The 17,124-nt window shown below is 34.5% G+C and carries 24 protein-coding genes; 15 read left to right on the plus strand and 9 right to left on the minus strand.

Annotated features, from left to right (window positions below):
- Window positions 1–6 precede the first annotated feature (6 nt).
- Window positions 7–585, minus strand: a complete 579-nt coding sequence (locus C7B89_RS13225) for a dienelactone hydrolase family protein (protein WP_115673880.1) — start codon at window positions 583–585, stop codon at window positions 7–9.
- A gap of 355 nt (window positions 586–940) precedes the next feature.
- Here C7B89_RS13225 and C7B89_RS13230 point away from each other — a divergent pair, with 355 nt between their 5' ends.
- The 3 genes from C7B89_RS13230 to C7B89_RS13240 all read left to right on the plus strand — a co-directional run bounded on the left by C7B89_RS13230 (window position 941) and on the right by C7B89_RS13240 (window position 4,723).
- Window positions 941–1,990 (plus strand): NAD(P)/FAD-dependent oxidoreductase, encoded by a 1,050-nt coding sequence (locus C7B89_RS13230; protein WP_066038409.1) that lies wholly within the window; start codon window positions 941–943, stop codon window positions 1,988–1,990.
- A gap of 421 nt (window positions 1,991–2,411) precedes the next feature.
- Window positions 2,412–3,926, plus strand: coding sequence for a DEAD/DEAH box helicase (locus C7B89_RS13235; protein WP_048393198.1), 1,515 nt, complete (start codon window positions 2,412–2,414; stop codon window positions 3,924–3,926).
- A gap of 17 nt (window positions 3,927–3,943) precedes the next feature.
- On the plus strand, window positions 3,944–4,723 hold the full coding sequence (locus C7B89_RS13240; RefSeq protein ID WP_048393200.1) for a YqhG family protein: 780 nt from the start codon (window positions 3,944–3,946) through the stop codon (window positions 4,721–4,723).
- A 40-nt stretch (window positions 4,724–4,763) separates the two neighbouring features.
- Here the strand turns inward: C7B89_RS13240 and C7B89_RS13245 are convergent, their stop codons facing one another.
- On the minus strand, window positions 4,764–5,084 hold the full coding sequence (locus tag C7B89_RS13245) for an ArsR/SmtB family transcription factor (protein WP_054549042.1): 321 nt from the start codon (window positions 5,082–5,084) through the stop codon (window positions 4,764–4,766).
- Window positions 5,084–5,506, minus strand: a complete 423-nt coding sequence (locus C7B89_RS13250; protein ID WP_048393204.1) for an SRPBCC family protein — start codon at window positions 5,504–5,506, stop codon at window positions 5,084–5,086. Before C7B89_RS13250 ends, C7B89_RS13245 begins: the two co-directional genes overlap by 1 nt.
- 192 nt (window positions 5,507–5,698) lie before the next feature.
- On the opposite strand from C7B89_RS13250, the gene C7B89_RS13255 reads away from it, so the two are divergent.
- Window positions 5,699–6,337 carry a LysE family translocator gene (locus tag C7B89_RS13255; RefSeq protein ID WP_066038411.1) on the plus strand — a complete coding sequence of 213 codons (639 nt, stop codon included), beginning with the start codon at window positions 5,699–5,701 and terminating at the stop codon, window positions 6,335–6,337.
- A 276-nt stretch (window positions 6,338–6,613) separates the two neighbouring features.
- Here C7B89_RS13255 and C7B89_RS13260 read toward each other — a convergent pair whose 3' ends face one another.
- Window positions 6,614–7,297: a hypothetical protein gene (locus C7B89_RS13260; protein WP_054549044.1), complete on the minus strand. Its 684-nt coding sequence runs from the start codon at window positions 7,295–7,297 to the stop codon at window positions 6,614–6,616.
- 241 nt (window positions 7,298–7,538) lie between these two features.
- Here C7B89_RS13260 and C7B89_RS13265 point away from each other — a divergent pair, with 241 nt between their 5' ends.
- From C7B89_RS13265 to ytxJ, 5 genes are all read left to right on the plus strand, one after another.
- Window positions 7,539–8,447, plus strand: coding sequence for a LysR family transcriptional regulator (locus C7B89_RS13265; RefSeq protein WP_115673881.1), 909 nt, complete (start codon window positions 7,539–7,541; stop codon window positions 8,445–8,447).
- An 83-nt stretch (window positions 8,448–8,530) separates the two neighbouring features.
- Window positions 8,531–9,238: a CoA transferase subunit A gene (locus tag C7B89_RS13270; RefSeq protein ID WP_004229828.1), complete on the plus strand. Its 708-nt coding sequence runs from the start codon at window positions 8,531–8,533 to the stop codon at window positions 9,236–9,238.
- Window positions 9,235–9,876: a 3-oxoacid CoA-transferase subunit B gene (locus tag C7B89_RS13275; RefSeq protein WP_279493741.1), complete on the plus strand. Its 642-nt coding sequence runs from the start codon at window positions 9,235–9,237 to the stop codon at window positions 9,874–9,876. Before C7B89_RS13270 ends, C7B89_RS13275 begins: the two co-directional genes overlap by 4 nt.
- A 70-nt stretch (window positions 9,877–9,946) precedes the next feature.
- Complete coding sequence (locus C7B89_RS13280; protein WP_054549048.1) at window positions 9,947–10,360, plus strand: VOC family protein; 414 nt, start codon at window positions 9,947–9,949, stop codon at window positions 10,358–10,360.
- A gap of 96 nt (window positions 10,361–10,456) precedes the next feature.
- Entirely contained in the window at window positions 10,457–10,801 is a 345-nt protein-coding gene (ytxJ, locus tag C7B89_RS13285; RefSeq protein WP_115673883.1) for a bacillithiol system redox-active protein YtxJ, read from the plus strand.
- Between the two features lie 22 nt (window positions 10,802–10,823).
- On the opposite strand, the gene C7B89_RS13290 is transcribed toward ytxJ, so the two are convergent.
- Window positions 10,824–11,288 (minus strand): hypothetical protein, encoded by a 465-nt coding sequence (locus C7B89_RS13290; RefSeq protein WP_232735603.1) that lies wholly within the window; start codon window positions 11,286–11,288, stop codon window positions 10,824–10,826.
- Between the two features lie 172 nt (window positions 11,289–11,460).
- Here C7B89_RS13290 and C7B89_RS13295 point away from each other — a divergent pair, with 172 nt between their 5' ends.
- Both C7B89_RS13295 and C7B89_RS13300 read left to right on the plus strand, forming a co-directional pair.
- Window positions 11,461–11,682, plus strand: coding sequence for a hypothetical protein (locus tag C7B89_RS13295; RefSeq protein ID WP_048393221.1), 222 nt, complete (start codon window positions 11,461–11,463; stop codon window positions 11,680–11,682).
- 23 nt (window positions 11,683–11,705) lie between these two features.
- Window positions 11,706–12,143: a hypothetical protein gene (locus C7B89_RS13300; protein ID WP_048393223.1), complete on the plus strand. Its 438-nt coding sequence runs from the start codon at window positions 11,706–11,708 to the stop codon at window positions 12,141–12,143.
- An 81-nt stretch (window positions 12,144–12,224) separates the two neighbouring features.
- Here the strand turns inward: C7B89_RS13300 and C7B89_RS13305 are convergent, their stop codons facing one another.
- Window positions 12,225–12,830: a stalk domain-containing protein gene (locus C7B89_RS13305; RefSeq protein ID WP_115673884.1), complete on the minus strand. Its 606-nt coding sequence runs from the start codon at window positions 12,828–12,830 to the stop codon at window positions 12,225–12,227.
- A gap of 217 nt (window positions 12,831–13,047) precedes the next feature.
- Here C7B89_RS13305 and C7B89_RS13310 point away from each other — a divergent pair, with 217 nt between their 5' ends.
- Window positions 13,048–13,446 carry a helix-turn-helix domain-containing protein gene (locus tag C7B89_RS13310; protein ID WP_115673885.1) on the plus strand — a complete coding sequence of 133 codons (399 nt, stop codon included), beginning with the start codon at window positions 13,048–13,050 and terminating at the stop codon, window positions 13,444–13,446.
- On the plus strand, window positions 13,436–13,627 hold the full coding sequence (locus C7B89_RS22930) for a hypothetical protein (RefSeq protein ID WP_115673886.1): 192 nt from the start codon (window positions 13,436–13,438) through the stop codon (window positions 13,625–13,627). Before C7B89_RS13310 ends, C7B89_RS22930 begins: the two co-directional genes overlap by 11 nt.
- Window positions 13,628–14,358: 731 nt before the next feature.
- Here the strand turns inward: C7B89_RS22930 and C7B89_RS13320 are convergent.
- The 3 genes from C7B89_RS13320 to C7B89_RS13330 all read right to left on the minus strand — a co-directional run bounded on the left by C7B89_RS13320 (window position 14,359) and on the right by C7B89_RS13330 (window position 16,510).
- Window positions 14,359–15,549, minus strand: a complete 1,191-nt coding sequence (locus tag C7B89_RS13320; protein WP_158539191.1) for a tyrosine-type recombinase/integrase — start codon at window positions 15,547–15,549, stop codon at window positions 14,359–14,361.
- 210 nt (window positions 15,550–15,759) lie between these two features.
- A complete protein-coding gene (locus C7B89_RS13325; RefSeq protein WP_115673888.1) occupies window positions 15,760–15,978 on the minus strand; it encodes a helix-turn-helix transcriptional regulator in 219 nt (72 codons plus the stop codon).
- Window positions 15,979–16,111: 133 nt separating this feature from the next.
- Window positions 16,112–16,510, minus strand: coding sequence for a helix-turn-helix domain-containing protein (locus tag C7B89_RS13330; RefSeq protein WP_115673889.1), 399 nt, complete (start codon window positions 16,508–16,510; stop codon window positions 16,112–16,114).
- Between the two features lie 184 nt (window positions 16,511–16,694).
- On the opposite strand from C7B89_RS13330, the gene C7B89_RS13335 reads away from it, so the two are divergent.
- Complete coding sequence (locus C7B89_RS13335) at window positions 16,695–16,910, plus strand: helix-turn-helix transcriptional regulator (RefSeq protein ID WP_115673890.1); 216 nt, start codon at window positions 16,695–16,697, stop codon at window positions 16,908–16,910.
- A 15-nt stretch (window positions 16,911–16,925) separates the two neighbouring features.
- Window positions 16,926–17,096, plus strand: coding sequence for a helix-turn-helix domain-containing protein (locus C7B89_RS13340; RefSeq protein ID WP_115673891.1), 171 nt, complete (start codon window positions 16,926–16,928; stop codon window positions 17,094–17,096).
- Window positions 17,097–17,124: the final 28 nt, after the last annotated feature.

A 17,124-nucleotide genomic window follows, 5' to 3' on the forward strand; every position in this document is an offset into this window, starting at 1 on the left:
TTCCTCCTATAGCTTGCTAGCTTGTAAAAAGTATTGAATGTCGTTGAGTGCTTGCGAGTGGCTCAACTGACAGTAGTTTGAGTTAGAGGCATCCATAAAGCCATGTAAGCCTTGAAATTGTTTGATTTGAACATTCGGTATGCTTACAAGAGTATCCTTCAATGATTGAATATCAAAGCTATCTTCATGGCTAGGTAAAACAACCAAAGTTGGACAAGATGGAATGTTATCAAGGTATTGGCGGATCCGTGAGCCATATACACAAATGACACGGTGTAGGGGGAGTGTAGTTAATCTCCAGGCTAAAGTTGCACCTACACTATATCCAATTAATATTACCTCGTTGTAGTTTTCACAAGCCTCCAATATTTTTGGGGAAAGCAACTCAAGAGGAGCATCAAAGCCAACTGTCTGTAAGAAAAAGTCATAGGCTTGTTTTTCCTGGTCATATGGAAAGGAAAGCCCTTCTGGATAAAGTGAAATAAGGGAAACGGCAGTGTCCTCATCGCTGTATATTTGTATTTGTTCTTCAATAAAATGATTAACTCCATAGATTTCATGTAATATAAAAATTTTTCTTTTCATTGTGCCCTCGATCTTTTTTCCAATAGTGTATCAAAAAGTAAGTAAAACGTATAATCTGCTTTTAGAATGAATAGTGCAAAAGCATAATGATGAAAATTTTTAGGGACAAATACATAAATTTATTTTTTTACTAATTACATAAATGAAAATATTAATAAAAGGTGACCACATCTGTTATTAATATCATGATTTGTTATAATTTTATTTGATAATGATTATCATTATCGTATAATGGAGTTAAGGAGGATTTTCCAAAGCAATATTTACATTTAGACATTTACGATTGAGCTGTTATGCAGTATGAGCTAGTCCAATTGTTGAGATAGTAATGACCAAATGAAAGGTGTGTTAGGAATTGTTAGAACAAGAATTGTATGATGTAACCATTATTGGTGGTGGGCCAGCGGGTTTATATTCAAGCTTTTATTGTGGTTTACGTGAAATGAAAACCAAGCTAATTGAATCACAACCACAGCTAGGCGGTAAAATTCATGTTTATCCAGAGAAAATGATTTGGGATGTGGGAGGTGTAACGCCTATATCAGGGGGGCAACTAATTAAACAATTAGTTGAGCAAGCCTTAACCTTTAATCCTTCTATTTATACAAATGAAAAAGTGCTGTCCATTGCTAAAAATGAAGATGGTATATTTGTCATCGCAGCAGAGTCAGGGAATATTCATTATTCCAAAACAGTTATCGTTGCTATTGGTGGTGGCATCCTAAATCCTCAAAAAATTGAGATTGAGGGGGCTGAACGCTTTGAAGTATCTAATTTAAATTACACAATTAAATCCTATGAAAAATTTAAAGATAAGGCAGTTATTATTTCTGGTGGTGGTAACACAGCGGTAGACTGGGCATTAGAATTAACGGAGGTAGCATCCAAGGTCTATTTAACTTATCGAAAAGATACATTGTCTGCACATGAGGCTCAAATTACAGAGCTTGCAAATAGTTCGATCGAATGCCATTTCAATTCTGAAATTACTAAGCTGATTGCAGACGATCAAGCAGGAATGATTAAAGCTATTGCTTTAACAAATCATGAAACTGGGACTGTAACAGAAATTCCTGTTGATGAAGTTGTTATTAGTCATGGGTATGTGCGTGATAAAGAATTGTTAGATAATAGTCCATTAGCCATTGAGCGCAAAAATGATTATTTTATCGCTGGTACGATTAATAGTGAATCATCGATCCCAGGCCTTTATGCTGCGGGTGATATTTTGAGCCATGATGGTAAAATTCATTTAATTGCAGCAGCCTTTCATGATGCACTTCATGCAGTGAATAGTGCGAAGAAGTATATTCAACCTGATGCTTCTGAGGGAGGTATCGTTTCCTCACATAATGATATTTTCAAACAACGTAATCGTAAGCTATTACAGGAAAGTTTAAAATAATCGATTTTAGGAGCACTAATATATTGTTGGTGTTCCTTTCTTTTTGTCTTGATGTATATTTTAGAAGAAATACTTCTGATGGACTATCAATATAAAAAAGAAAACATAACGCTGATTATGGAGTATTTATAAGAAAATTATACAGAGAATATGATTGTCATGGATATCGCGAAACATTTTAATAAAGAGTCTATCTATTAGAGAAAAAAATGTTCGTCAACTCAAAAAATCTAAAATGTACCTGAGAAACTCTCATTTATCATTAAAGAATTTGCTGAAAAAATCTCCAAAACAATTCCGTAAATATATGAATTAACAAATACCTAATGAAAAAATAACTTTCATTAGGTGTTTTTCATCTAGAAATAACATAGCTTTTCCTTTTTTGGACACCCTAAACTAGAAAAAATGACATGGGGTGATGATCATGAAAATAGAAAGGTCGTCCGAGTGGGAAGAGGGCTTTATCGATCGATTAAATCATCTTGAAAAATGGGATAGCTGGACATTGTACAAGATGAACTATGATATTGTGAAAATGAAACTAATTCCTGATTTTACAGGATTGCAGGCTACAAAGTACTTACCTAATTTACAACCTTTGAAACACCAGTTAGAAGCAGCTGAAACAGTTATTGAACGTATGAATGGGAAAGCTATTTTAGCTGATGAGGTGGGGCTAGGTAAAACAATAGAAGCGGGCTTAATCTTAAAGGAATACCTTATTCGAGGTCTTGTGAAAAGAGCATTAATTTTAGCACCTGCTTCTTTAATTAATCAGTGGATTGAAGAGTTAAATATAAAATTTCATATTCCTGCCGTCGCATATAAAAAAAATTGCCCGATAGAGCGCTATGATGTCCTTATTATGAGTATGGATACGGCAAAAAAGAGTCCACATAGAGAGCGCATTTATGAGCAGGATTATGACATGATAATTATTGATGAGGCACATAAATTAAAAAATAATAAAACACAAATTTACGAGTTTGTACAAGGCTTAAAGAAAAAATTCTGCTTATTATTAACTGCCACACCTATTCAAAATGATATCTTTGAATTGTATTATTTAATCTCCTTATTAAAGCCTGGGCATCTTGGTAACTATGATGCCTTCCAATCGGCCTTCTCTGCTAGCAAGCATGATTTAGAACATGATGATTATTTAAAAGAGTTGGTTAATCAGGTAATGGTAAGAAATCGTAGGGAAGATACGGGGATTGATTGGACAAATCGTCGTGTTCAAATTGTACCGATTACATTTACGGACGAAGAAAGAGAAGTTTACGAAATGCTTGGCAACCTTCAAAACACAGGGTCATTTTCATTAATTACGTTGCAAAAAGAAATGTGTAGTAGCAAGGAAGCTACGGCATTAACATTAACGAATATGCTAGATGACCATGTACAACCACAAGAAATAGAAGCAATTATTACTAAATTAATGACCTTGGAAGTGAATTCAAAGGCGGAAAAGACTTTGGAAATTGTTAAACAAGCAAATGACAAGGTTATTATTTTTACAGAATATCGTGCTACGCAAATTTATTTGCAATGGTACTTACATTCTAATGGCATATCAAGTGTGCTATTTAATGGTAAGTTTAATAAAAGTAAACGAGATTATATGAAGCACCTATTTAAAGAAAGAGCACAGGTACTCATCGCTACCGAGGCAGGTGGAGAGGGGATAAATCTTCAATTTTGTCATCATGTAATCAACTATGATCTACCTTGGAATCCAATGAAGCTAGAGCAACGTATTGGTCGTGTCCATCGTTTGGGACAGGAGCATGATGTCCATATTTATAATCTTGCCATTGAACATACAATTGAAGAGAAAATCTTGGAATTGCTTCATACAAAAATTGATGTGTTCGAGAAGGTGGTTGGCGATTTAGATGCCATTTTAACAAACTTTAAAGAATCTGTATAAGGTAGGGAGGTGCAGCTATGTATCCACAGCAAGTTCACCACTATTTAAAGGAATTTTTTATGGAGAATGACTGTGCAATTTTAGGAGAAGAGAATCATTATCTAACCGTTCAATTAACGATAGACATAGATAAAAGAATTATGAATAGGCCATTTTATTGGCAATATGTTGAAGCAACGAATAGCGAACCAAACCCAGCGCAAGTAACCTTTATTACAAATCAAACAGCAATGGCTGGTAATTTATTTGGGGAAGCTATTCATTACGGCTCTCCACGTTTAAATCAGATATTTTTAGCTACAAGGGAACTAGGAGCTTATGTTCAGTTGTTTGAAAAAGTTGATCGTGATATGGGGCAGGTTATTTTAACGCCCTGGTTAGGTGTTAACTTTAAAGTTTCGTATTGCTGTGATCGTACAAAAGAAATGCTTTACTCATTTGGCATTAATTTATTGACGGGCGTCATCAAGGAGGGTTTTCATGAAAGGATTTGTTCTTCGGACTTTAACATAGAACCTGAAGAAAATGTATTTCATGTGCAATATATTATTAAGCCTGCCAGAGCACTGGAAAGATTGAAAGCTACAATTGAGTCAATTATTGAGCAGGATGACCATTCCTGGGCAACGGAAGCACAAAAACGATGGCAACGTGATCAACGTGTATTGGATTATTTTTATGAGGATATAGAAGATAAACCAGAGTGTTATGAAATTGAAAGAAAAGCATTAGAGGAGCAATATGAAGCAAAAATTAAAATAGAAGTCATTAATGGGGGATTATTTTATCTCTTTTAAATGAGGAGCTGTCTGACAAAAGGACAGCTCTTTTTCTGCTTTAATGATCTTCAACCATGCTTTGAAGCTGAGCCAATTTATTATCCCAAAATAAATGAAAGTATTGGAGCCAATCTTCAATCTCCTTTAAACGCTCCCTATGCAACGTATAGATTTTTTCACGACCTTTTTTTTGAGCAGAGATTAGCTCCGCCTGTTCCAATATTTTTAAATGCTTTACAACAGCCGTTCGACTAATCGTAAAATGCTCAGTAATATTGGAAATAGGTCTGTCGCTTGCTGCAAGGAGCTGTAAAACGCTTCTTCTTGTGGGATCAGCTATTGCTTGAAAAATATCATACTTTATGGCTGCTTCAGTCATTAGAATTCAGCAGCCTCTTTTAATTTATGATTAATAATCATTGTCCATCCGTTATCCATATTAGTACGTACGGCTTCAGTAGCAGTGTTTGCTTTAGGAATAATATGTGAAGCTTCCTTCCAGCCACCATGTGTTAAAGTAAATTCAGTATGCTCGCCTACTTCTTTTAACTCAAAAGTTACGAACCAGCCATCTTGATCCCAAGCAAATCGTAGAAAGTGTGGTGCATCTACACGTTCTACTTTACAGGGTGATGGGCCGAACGGTGATTGAATAGTGAATTCGTATCCTTCGATAGGTTGAAAATCATTTGGCATAAACCAAGCAGCTATTTTGTCAGCTGTTGCGACAGTCTCCCAAACTTTTTCGATAGGGGCATTTAATGTAATTGTTTTGACAATATCCTGTAATTTTTCAGTCATGTTCTATTACTCCTTTTTCAACGTTATTAAGTCCACTAGCAGAGGAATCTGTATAAAATATAACCATAGGGTGTTATGAATATATAACACCCTACGGTTATATGTCAACGGAAAAATTTTGTATCTTTCTGTTGGACTTGGCGTATGTTACAATTACTTTTATAATTTTCTGACAGAAAGGGTGGGCGTAATATGGTCAATATATCTGTATTCTTAGTTATGTGCATTTTACTTATTATTTTACCTGGCCCTGATACAGCGATTGCAACAAAAAACACACTGACTGTAAGTAGAAAGGGCGGTTTACAAACAATCATAGGTTCTTGTTGCGGTTTATTAATTCATACTTGTGCGGCTGTTATTGGACTTTCGGCGATTATTGTAAAATCCGCCTATATATTTGCTGTTTTAAAATATGTTGGTGCGGTTTATTTATGTTATTTAGGAATCAAAACCTTGTGGACACTTCGAACAATTCGAACACAATCTCCAGTTGTAGACGATGTAGGAAGTATAGAACACAAATATTCCCACCAATCTTGCTTTAAACAAGGGTTTCTCACAAATGTGACAAATCCAAAGGTCGCAGTATTTTTCCTAACATTTCTCCCTCAATTTGTAGATGGAAATAGTGGAACATTTTTCCCTTTTTTAATAATGGGTCTAATTTACACAGCATTAACAATGCTATGGTTTATCTTCTACGTGTACCTTTTAGATCGAATTAGTGCATTTATGAAAAAGCCATCAACTAAGGCAGTAATTGAAGGATTAACAGGTGCAATATTAATTGCATTTGGCATTAAATTAGCATTAGAAAAAGCTCACTAAAAAATACACCACCTTATTAGAGTTATTTTTTACTATAAAGGTGGTGTATTTTTTGTTGGCACTTAATAAGATAAGGTCATTTCTCTTTGAAAAATTTTTATTTAGGTTGGCTTATATTTGTCAGTAGAAGGTTTTTAAGTCTTTCTTGTAAAAATTTTTTCTTTTCTGCACGCTTTTTATAGAGAGAAAAAGATTTTATAACAAATAAAGCTACTAGTATGATGACAATCAATAAAATAAATGAAAATAACATCGTAAAATCCTCTATCCAATTAGTTACATAGAAAGTTCGTTAGTAACAAAAATCTTATTCGTAATAACAAACGTTAATAATATATTTAAAGCAATTAATTTTGGTATGCCTTGTTGCTGAATAATAATGTGAGAAAACTTTAAATTAGCTATACGGTTAGCTAATGTATACTCCTCGGCTCCTGTTACTTGTCTACCATCGGGTGTACACCCTAAAACAAAATGCCCAGCATAAGAATTCTTGAGCACATAGGGATGCATGGATTGATAATGAACTTCCATGATCGTATCTGCTTCAATCATATAATGATGAGTTACTAGGAATTTTTTTAATGCGCCTTTTAGGTCAATGGCAATGGCAGTATCAGCTAGAATTGTCCGGAAATAAACAGGCACGATGTTGGCATGTTTAATATAAGGCTTCACTTCAATGCAAATTTCACCAGAATGTTGTACAAATAGCTGAACAATTGCTTGATGAATTCCATCTGTTAAAGTGACCATGGTATTTCCGAAATGAGCACTTTTAAAGAAAATACTGTCATCAGCAATATAGCCAACAGCAATATGACGATTCTCAATATGTAGCGATTTAGCTTTCACTCCTAAAACTTCCTCACAGTTCTTTAATTCATAAACATGTTGCTGAAATGTAAGACCTAAATAATGCCTATTAACTATTCGATTTTCAAGCAATTGCTTCAACATCTGTTACATCTCCAATCTTTGATAAATTATGACAATATTTATAATTGATTGTAGGTCATATAACTCTCAAAAAACTCTCCAAAAGTCGAAAAGATACGTATAATGGCAGGGGTGAAAATATCTAAATTTTATAGTTCAACACATTGCAAAGGATTAAAAAGAAAGGATGGAGAATTTATTGCTAGAGGGTAGTACTTGTAGATGCTTTTATAACAAATACGAATAAATGGAGAAGATAGTGATGGAATTAAGAGATTTAAAAGCCTTTATGGCTGTTGTTGAGCATAGGAGTTTTACAAAGGCTGCACATGATTCCTTTGTATCTCAGCCTTCATTAAGCAAAAGTATCAAAAAATTAGAAGAATCATTACAAGTTGAATTGTTGAACAGATCAACGCGTAATGTAGAACTTACTGATGCAGGTAGTATTGTTTATCATCAAGGACAAAAAATAATGCAGGCTGTCCAAGAACTACATATTTTGCTAGACGATTTATTAAATATTAAGACAGGTGCTATCAAATTAGGGATTCCACCTTTAATTGGAACTTTATTTTTCCCTGAAATCGCTAGGAGATTTCATCAGCTATATCCTGAAGTGCATTTAGCGCTTATCGAACGTGGTGCAAAAATGGTAGAAATGCTAGTTGAAAATGGTGATGTTGATATGGGCATCGTTGTATTACCAGTAGATGAAAGGAAGTTTGCTGTTCAATCCTTTATAGAAGACCAGTTTTATGTCTTTATGAATGAATCTCACCCCTATGCACACCAGGAATCCATAGCTTTACAAGATTTAGAAAATGAAACGTTCATTATTTTTGCAGAGGAGTTCACGCTTCACGACTATATAATTAAATCATGTGAAAGTGTTGGTTTTACACCTACAATCGGCTATAAAAGTTCACAGTGGGACTTGATTGTAGAGTTAGTATCCTCCAATTTAGGGGTTACATTGTTACCCCACTCCATTGCAGCTAAGCAAACAAATACCAATGTGAAAATAATTCCATTAGATAATTTTGAAATGCCGTGGCGTTTAGGGATTATTACGAAGAAAAATGCCTATCAATCTTATGCATTAAAACAGTTACTTGAAATGATAGGTAGGAATGGTGAAAATAGATTTATTCGATATAGGAATAAGTAGTATTCTAATTAATTCCTTTACTTGTAAAATAGCAATGATGTAGAATTTTCCTTAATAAACGAGCAATTTAGGGAGGTTTCGAGATGGGGAATGGCAAGGTATGGAGTTCTTTTGAAGAGGCGATTGCGGATATTAAGGATGGAGATACATTAGCTGTAGGTGGCTTCGGGCTATGTGGTATACCCGAAAAATCAATCGCAGCATTAGTGCAGCAGGGAACTAAGGATTTAACCGTTGTCAGTAACAACTGTGGTGTAGATGACTGGGGATTGGGTCTACTATTAGCAAACAAGCAAATAAAAAAAATGGTTGCTTCTTATGTAGGAGAAAATAAGATTTTTGAACAACAATTTTTAAGTGGTGAGCTAGAAGTAGAGTTGACACCTCAAGGAACTCTTGCAGAACGTTTGCGTGCAGGTGGAGCGGGAATTCCTGGTTTTTACACAGCTACAGGGGTTGGCACACCAATTGCTGAAGGAAAAGAAGTGAAGGTTTTTGATGGCAAAGAATATATTTTGGAAGAAGGTATTGTTGCTGACTTTGCGCTGGTCAAAGCATGGAAAGCCGATAAGCTAGGGAATTTAGTTTACAGAAAAACATCACGCAATTTTAATCCATTAGCTGCTATGTCTGGGAAAATTACAATAGCTGAAGTGGAGGAAATTGTAGAAGTAGGCGAGCTAGATCCTGATCATATTCATACACCAGGGGTTTTTGTACAACGTGTATTGTTAGGTGAAAATTACGAGAAGCGTATTGAGCGTTTAACGGTGAAGAAGGGGGAAGCATGATGGATACAAGACAAAAAATTGTTAACCGAGCAGTAAAAGAAATAGCCAACGGTATGAATGTCAATTTAGGCATAGGTATTCCAACACTTGTGGCGAATGCGATCCCAACCGATTATGACGTACTCTTACAATCCGAAAACGGACTTCTCGGTATTGGTCCTTATCCAGTAGAAGATGCAGTAGATCCTGATTTAATCAATGCAGGTAAAGAAACAGTTACGGCAGTTCCAGGGGCATCCTTCTTTGACAGTGCAGAATCATTTGCAATGATTCGAGGTGGACATATTGACCTTGCCATCTTAGGAGGTATGGAGGTATCTGAAACAGGAGACCTTGCTAACTGGATGATTCCGGGGAAAATGGTGAAGGGCATGGGTGGCGCAATGGACCTTGTCGTCGGTGCAAAGAGAGTGATTGTCGTCATGGAGCATGTGAATAAAAATGGTGAATCTAAAATAAAAAAACAATGTGAACTGCCACTAACGGGTAAAGGTGTCGTACATCGATTAATTACAGATTTGGCTGTATTTGATTTTACGAAAGAGGGCATGCAACTGATAGAATTAGCAGATGGTGTTTCTTTAGAGGAAGTAAAAGAGAAAACAGCTGCTTCTTTTAGCGTTGCTCTTATCCAATAACTTCAGACTTAGGACTGTTTCCAGCGTTATGGTCTCATTTTACAATAGTCTAAAAGGGGATTTCATAACAATGGAACAGCAATGGACAAATGAATTAGCAGTCGCACAGGTGCGTGTGGCAAGACCAACCGATCAGCTAAAGGAAGTAGAACGATTTTACTGTGAAGGTGTCGGATTAAAGAAAATTGGTTCGTTTACAGAACATCGTGGCTATAATGGTTTAATGATTGGTCTTCCAGATGCAGGTTATCACTTAGAATTTACTGAGCATAGTGACGGTAGCCCTTGTCCAGCACCAAGTAAGGACAATCTTCTCGTACTTTATATCCCAAACAGAGATACCATTCGTCATATTGCCGAACGTCTTGCGCTCATGGGATATCCCGAAGTTGAGCCTGAAAATCCATATTGGGCTGAGAAAGGGGTAACCATTGAAGACCCTGATGGCTGGCGTCTAGTATTCATGAATACGGAAGGCATTTAAATAGAAAATTTTAAGCACGAGCACGTATGTAGTCTCGTGTTTTTTTGTAACCTAAAATACCCCTTGTAGTATATAATCTGTTTAGGGGGTTACTAAATGCAACGAATAACGACATTAAACAAATGGTGCGATGTTTTAGAGCAATCGAAGTTCAAACCTTGTATTGTGTTAAAAATTAGCATGACATGTATAAGTAGTATTTCAGCATTAAAGGAATATAAAGAATTACAAACGGAATTGCCTAAATATCTTGTCATTGTACAAATGGATCGGGTAATTTCAAATGCTATTGCCTGTGATCTTCAAGTGAAGCACGAATCTCCTCAACTAATAATCCTGCAGGGTGGGAAAGGAATTTGGCAAGCAACTCACTACAAAATAAAGCACTCTCTTTTGGAAAACGCTATAGAACAATATGTAAAAAAAGATACTCCACAATAGGTTGTGGGGTATCTTTATGTGATTAATCTTCTAAAGCCTCATCTTCATGATAATTTGTAGCGCTAGACTCGATATCGACCTGTAGATAATTGGCCCAGTCTATTTTGTGAAAATCCTCTTCACTAAAATAAATATTCAAAACCTCGGTCATTGTTTTGTCCCCATCAGGTTCAGTGAGAGGAGCATACCAAGTAATAGCAGGTGTCTTCACATTTTTTAATTTGGACAAATCAGCGAAAATTTTAGTAGAATCCTTTAGCATCTGGCTTTTCGATCCTTCTGTTACATCTGTATCTTGAATGGAAATTGTGACAACACCGTCTTTTGATTCATCCACAGAGAATTCGTTTTTCACAATCGCGCCTACAATATCTTCAACATTCGTATTTTGATCGACTGCCACTTCCTTTGGTTCAGCGCTCTTTCCACAAGCTACTAACAGTAGTGAAGTAAAAACCAATAGATAAATTATTTTCTTCAATGTCATAACCTCCCTTGTTACTCCATCTATGTGCAAAATGGGAGGGAATTATACAAAATACAAGAAGGTTGTCCTTACTTTTTATGAATGGTTAGGAAGTGATTGAATAAGGAGAAGAGGAGAAGTAGATGTTAGTAAACATATAAATGCTGGTAATCGGTTCAAAGATTATGGTGATATGGACAAACTTGTAAAGTATATTGTAGAAGATATACGTAGATCAGATCAAGATAATGTGGTAAAAGATGGTTGGGACTCGATCAAAACGTATTACGAAAAAGGAGATAAAAAATTAGAAATCCGTTTCTTTATAGAGGATGGAAAATTATTAAGTTTCAATGCTTTTCCTGATCATTCAAGTAAAGACGCAGGTAATGTGATTTGGTTAATTCCACAATAATAATCTAAATAAGAGGAGTTATTATGGAAGAAATAAAGATAAATGATTATGTTGTAAAAGTAGATAAAGAGAAAACTTTAGAATTATACATAACACTTCCGAAGGTTTCTGAAAAAGCTCATTGTGGTTGTGAAGATTGTCAACTTTACGCGAAACAAATTCAGCTCACTAGTCCAGAAATTTTGAATTTCTTTAAACAATTTGGAGTAGATCCTACAAAAGAAGCCGAAGTTTGGAGAGCAATCCCCAATAAGGATGGATATGATACTTATAGTGCAGATTATCATTTTATAGGTTTTATAGAGGGTACAGATGATATAGATTGGATTCATATAGGAGAAGCATCTTTTGGACTTGCCAATCATGATGGAGATTTGCCAAGTCCCATGATTCCAAGTACTTTCTCAAAACCAATAGTAGAATTAGCTGTAAGGATAACAATGCCTAATTTGGAGATTTAATGTGAAAAAATTTTGTTTATAAATTAAACCATGAAAGCCCAGGTACTCAATTAAGTTTGAGCCTGGGCTTTTTTGCGTTTATTATTTTTGAATCTTTACATCATTAAAACGATAGGATTCCCAACCTGCATTTAATACAACGTTAATTTTATCTGTAGATACTGGTTTGAAAAATATCACTGAACTCTCTGTTACTCCAGGTTCAATGTAACTCGCTGCTTTTGCTACGTCCTTATCATAGTATCTGGCAAAGTTAAAATCAAAGTCATATTCATATTGTTTTCCGTTAGCGATAATCTTAGAGAGACTATCCCCAGTCATAGCTTCTTTTTTTGAGTTATTTATATATGTTACAAAAACTTTAAGTGAATCTGAATCTTGGGTAATTTTATCAACTTTAACTGTAATATTACCAATTGTTTGTGTTAATCCATTCTGAGTGTTAGTTGTTCCAGTGGCATTAGATGTAACAGCATACGTTTTAGTTTTGTTATCGTAAGTCACTTTTCCCCCAAAAAGGTCTGTAACAGCATTTAAAGGTACATATGCTTGATTATTAATTACCTGCACATCGATAGATTGTTTTTTGCCATCAAAAGTAAAATTGTATTTAGTTGCAGCGTAAGCACCCATACTAAAAGTTAAAAGTAAAATTAATACACTAAATAATACAGTTGTTTTTTTCAAATTAAATTCCCCCTTTTTTAACTATAATAGGAAATTTAATGAGATTTGTACATAATAAAAAACAGACAACCAATATTAGTTACCTGTAACTTAAAACTTGCGTCCATCCTCTAAAACGAAATGAGCCTCATATTTTGCATCTAAAGCGTTTGCAATCTCCTCTAATTCATTTTCACTAAAATTAGCAACTTATAAAACATTTGAATCAGTAGCAGACATGGACACAGCAGTTGAGGAACACATTGCGGCTCATTATTATGATTTAACAGAATCAGAACGTGCCATCGTTTTCAAACTTGCTTCTCATAGCTTTGAACATCCAGGGGCTTGTCATTTGAAAGCTGCCACAATTGCAGCAGCATTGGAGATCAGCACAAAGACAGTTTATCGGGCTATTTCAAAACTGGAATCGTTAGGGATCGTTAAGAAAGAAACCACTGTAAAAAGCAAAGGTGGACAAGGAGCAGCATCTACATTATTTGCCTTACAATGTCCCAACGTGGAAATGCTGAAAAGCCTTGTGAGAGTAAGGTTGAAGCGCAACAATCTGAAAACCAATCATCTAAATCTTTTAAGTTCTAAACAAGCAAATAATATTATGAGTCTTGGTAAATGAATTAGCTTTGCAAGCTGAAAAGAAAAAGGCATACATGAACGAGTACCAAGTAATGCTACACGATTTCATGCACTCGATGCCTATACAAGATGAATTAAAAGATCAACTTCACAAATGTATCTTGGCTACAAAAATGAACGATATACGTGATTTTGTGAACGGTGTCATTAACTATCACTAGTACATTAAGAGCTGTATTTGTAAGGGCGTTTAACAAGGCTGTAGAACGTTCTAGTATGAAGGTGACTAATTCATCATCTATAGAAGAAACAGCAGATAGAGAGCGTCCAGTACTTTTTATAATTGGCTGAATAAGCGTGATAGTCGAACAGAAATATGTAGTAGACCAAACTTAGAAAACTGGCTGGAATGATGAAAGGGGAAATAAAATATGACTCATTTTGAATATATGGAACTGCAGGGGCAATTAACAATTTTTGATTTGGAAGATCAATATGAGGAAATGAAATTTAAGAAGGAATCCAAAATGTTAATAAGCCTGTTGATAAAAAAATGTATATTGAGCCTCGCATGAGAGTGTATATTGTGCGGAGATAAACAAGCGTTTAATTTTAATTACCAATAATTATAATGAGGTTTAACCCCAATTTAACCCCATTGGCTATTTTGGGATGAAAAAAGCACCTTAACCAATTTGGCTAAGATGCTGTAGAAACCTTGATATAACACTATTTAAGTAAAAGCCGCGTATGCCGTAGTTATTATAGAAAGTTTTAAACCACCACTCCTCAAATGAGTTGTTGGAGGTAATTTATTTATAAATAATCACAATAAATACTGTTATTCAAAGGTTTTTCAATTGTTTTTATCGTGTTCTATCATTAATTACAATTGTTTGTTGTCAATTTTAACACCAGTTTAGCACCAATTTAACACCAAACTAGTTAGATTTTAAGATTGTCTTTTCACTCTAAAAAAGTCATTCAGTTTATCAGCTGCAGCTCGATCAGCAGACTTAAAAGCATGTCCGTAAGTATTCATAGTTACGGATATATCAGAATGTCCTAAACGTTCACTAATAATTTTAGCGTGTACTCCTTGTGCAATTAACAATGATGCAGAAGTATGGCGTAAATCGTGAAGCCGAATATACTTGAATTTGCGATCATTAATAAACTTATGCCAATGCTTAGATGGACTTGTTGGGTATAGGTGTGTTCCATCAAATGAATGGAATAACCATTCTCTATCTTGTTCAATCCATTTGTCACCTTTTTTTAATTTCTCTTTTGCCCAATGTATACGATATGCTTTTAATTCTTCCATAACAGACTCAGGCAATGATACATATCGTTTTGATTTTTTTGTTTTCGTTGACTTTATATGTGGGCCTTGTTTAGTTAAAACAATTGACTGATGAATGTATATTTGTTGATTAGCAAAGTCTACATCTTTCCATTCTAATCCTAATAGCTCGCCTTTTCGCAATCCAGCTGCTAATGCTAAAGTAAACATTATTCGCCATAACTCAGGTTCACTTTGTAGCATACGCATTAATGTTTCTATTTCTTCCTCTTCATAAATTTGCATATCTTTGCCTATATCGTCAGTATCACTAGGGCGTGGCTTTTCAATTCCATCCATTGGATTAGTGGAAATTACCCCCCATTTTACAGCATATTTAAAAATACTTTTTAGTGTTCTATAAACATCTTGTTTACTGTGATAAGTGATTGGTTCGTCTTTACCATCGTAACGTTTCATATCACGTATAACACTCATTAAATGGAATTGATTGATTTGGTCCATTCGCATATGACCAATAACTGGGATAATGTGCAATTCTAATTTACGTTGGTGGTTACCATAGGTGGTTAATGCTAATGTCGATGCAAAGTCTTTTTCCCATTGAGTTGTAAAATCTTTAAAAAGTATTTTTTCTACTTTAACATAATTCCCTGATAAGACTTCATTTTTAAACTTTAGATACTCACTATCCAAAAATTCCTTTAATTGCTTAGGTGTCAATTTTTCTTCTATAGATATTGTCTTTGTTTCGCGTGGGTATTTTCCATTTGCATCTTTAGGTAAATACACTGTGAAACGATATGAATTGTCTCCACGCTTTACGATATTCGCCAATATACTCACTCCTAAATTTTATTAAAATTGGTAGAACACTTGTTCTTATTTTATGTTATAATAGGAACAATAAACAAATAATTATTTTTAAAAATTATATATTTTTGCCTTGTTTCAAAATAAATATGCTTTTAGTAAAAGAAATTTGGTATAGTTTTAGTAAGTCAATTGACTTATTTATGGTCAGATAGAGTAGAAAACATTCTACTCTTATACGCCTTCTTCGGTCCATTCATACAGATCGTCTATTGTGCAATTTAGAACCTCTGCTATATTTTTTGCTACTTTTAATGACATTACTCTATTATTTTGAATATAGTGCTGAATTTGCTGAGGCGTTATACTTAATTTTTCAGCTAGTTCTACCTGGGTCATGTCATTTAACTTAAGCAATTCCCGAAGTCGGCATCTACTGACCTGATAAGCCAATTGACACCCTCATTTCTTACATATTTTAACAGAAAAGGTGGAGCGCGGTATGAACAAGAATGAAATTAAATTGCTAATTGAATTTATAAAATTAAAGAATAAAGCAATTGAAAAGGGGGAGAATTCTGGTAATTTACTGTTGCTTTTTGAAAAGCTCAACCGCGATCTCAATATTCCCCAGTAAATGTTTTCGACTGTTTTCATCAAGCGTTTGAATATATTCCATCAATTGTTTTAAGAATAACATGTCGTTCATAGCAAGATTCTCGTTTGAATCTAATAATGCATGATGTAGAGATTCAGAATTATCTCTTTTAGGGAATAAATCATCAACTTTAATATCTAATGCCTCGGCTAACGCAAATAAAGCATCTTGAGATGGAGCGATAATTCCTTTTTCATAATTTGAGATAGTATTATCGCTTTTGTTGATTTTTCCACCTAGTTCTTTTTGAGTCATCTTTTTTTGTTTCCTAAAAAATTTAATTCTCTCTCCTACATATATTTCCAAATTCTTTTCTAATTTATCCATTTTATACCTCCGTATTTTCTTAACCACACTTATTTTTTAAGATTTACGTCTTTAATTAATTTTTATTTAACACGATTATACCATTAATATATTGTACTCAAAACTAAAAAGCTCGTTATAAATGAATTTTTTTATTGACAGAATTCGGTTATACCGAATAAAATAAGGTAAGGGAGGTGAATACATGCAGTGGAATTTACTGATGCTCCGAAAACAAAAAAAATTGTATCAAGAACATGTAGCTATGATATTGGGTATTAGTGTTGGTTCCTATGGTATGAAGGAAAGAGGCGAGGTTGAATTTACAGCTGACGAAATGTTTAAACTTAGAGATTTCTTTAATTTATCTATAGAACAAATTTTTTTACCGAGAAACCTCGGTGATACCGAATTTTTATAATGTGAGGTGGTACTTATGGAAAAAATAACGTTGTCCGTTGAAGAACTAGCTGAACTAATTGGGGTAAGTAAAACGACTATTTACACAATGGTTCGTCAAGATGAGATTCCCCATAAAAAGGTACGTAATCGAATTCTATTTCATCGTCCAACAGTTGAAATTTGGCTAGGGGGTGGCAACAAATAACTATAATAATCAAACTACCGGGAGGTTG

The sequence above is a fragment of the Lysinibacillus capsici genome (assembly GCF_003367505.1).
Taxonomy (GTDB): Bacteria; Bacillota; Bacilli; order Bacillales_A; family Planococcaceae; genus Lysinibacillus; species Lysinibacillus capsici.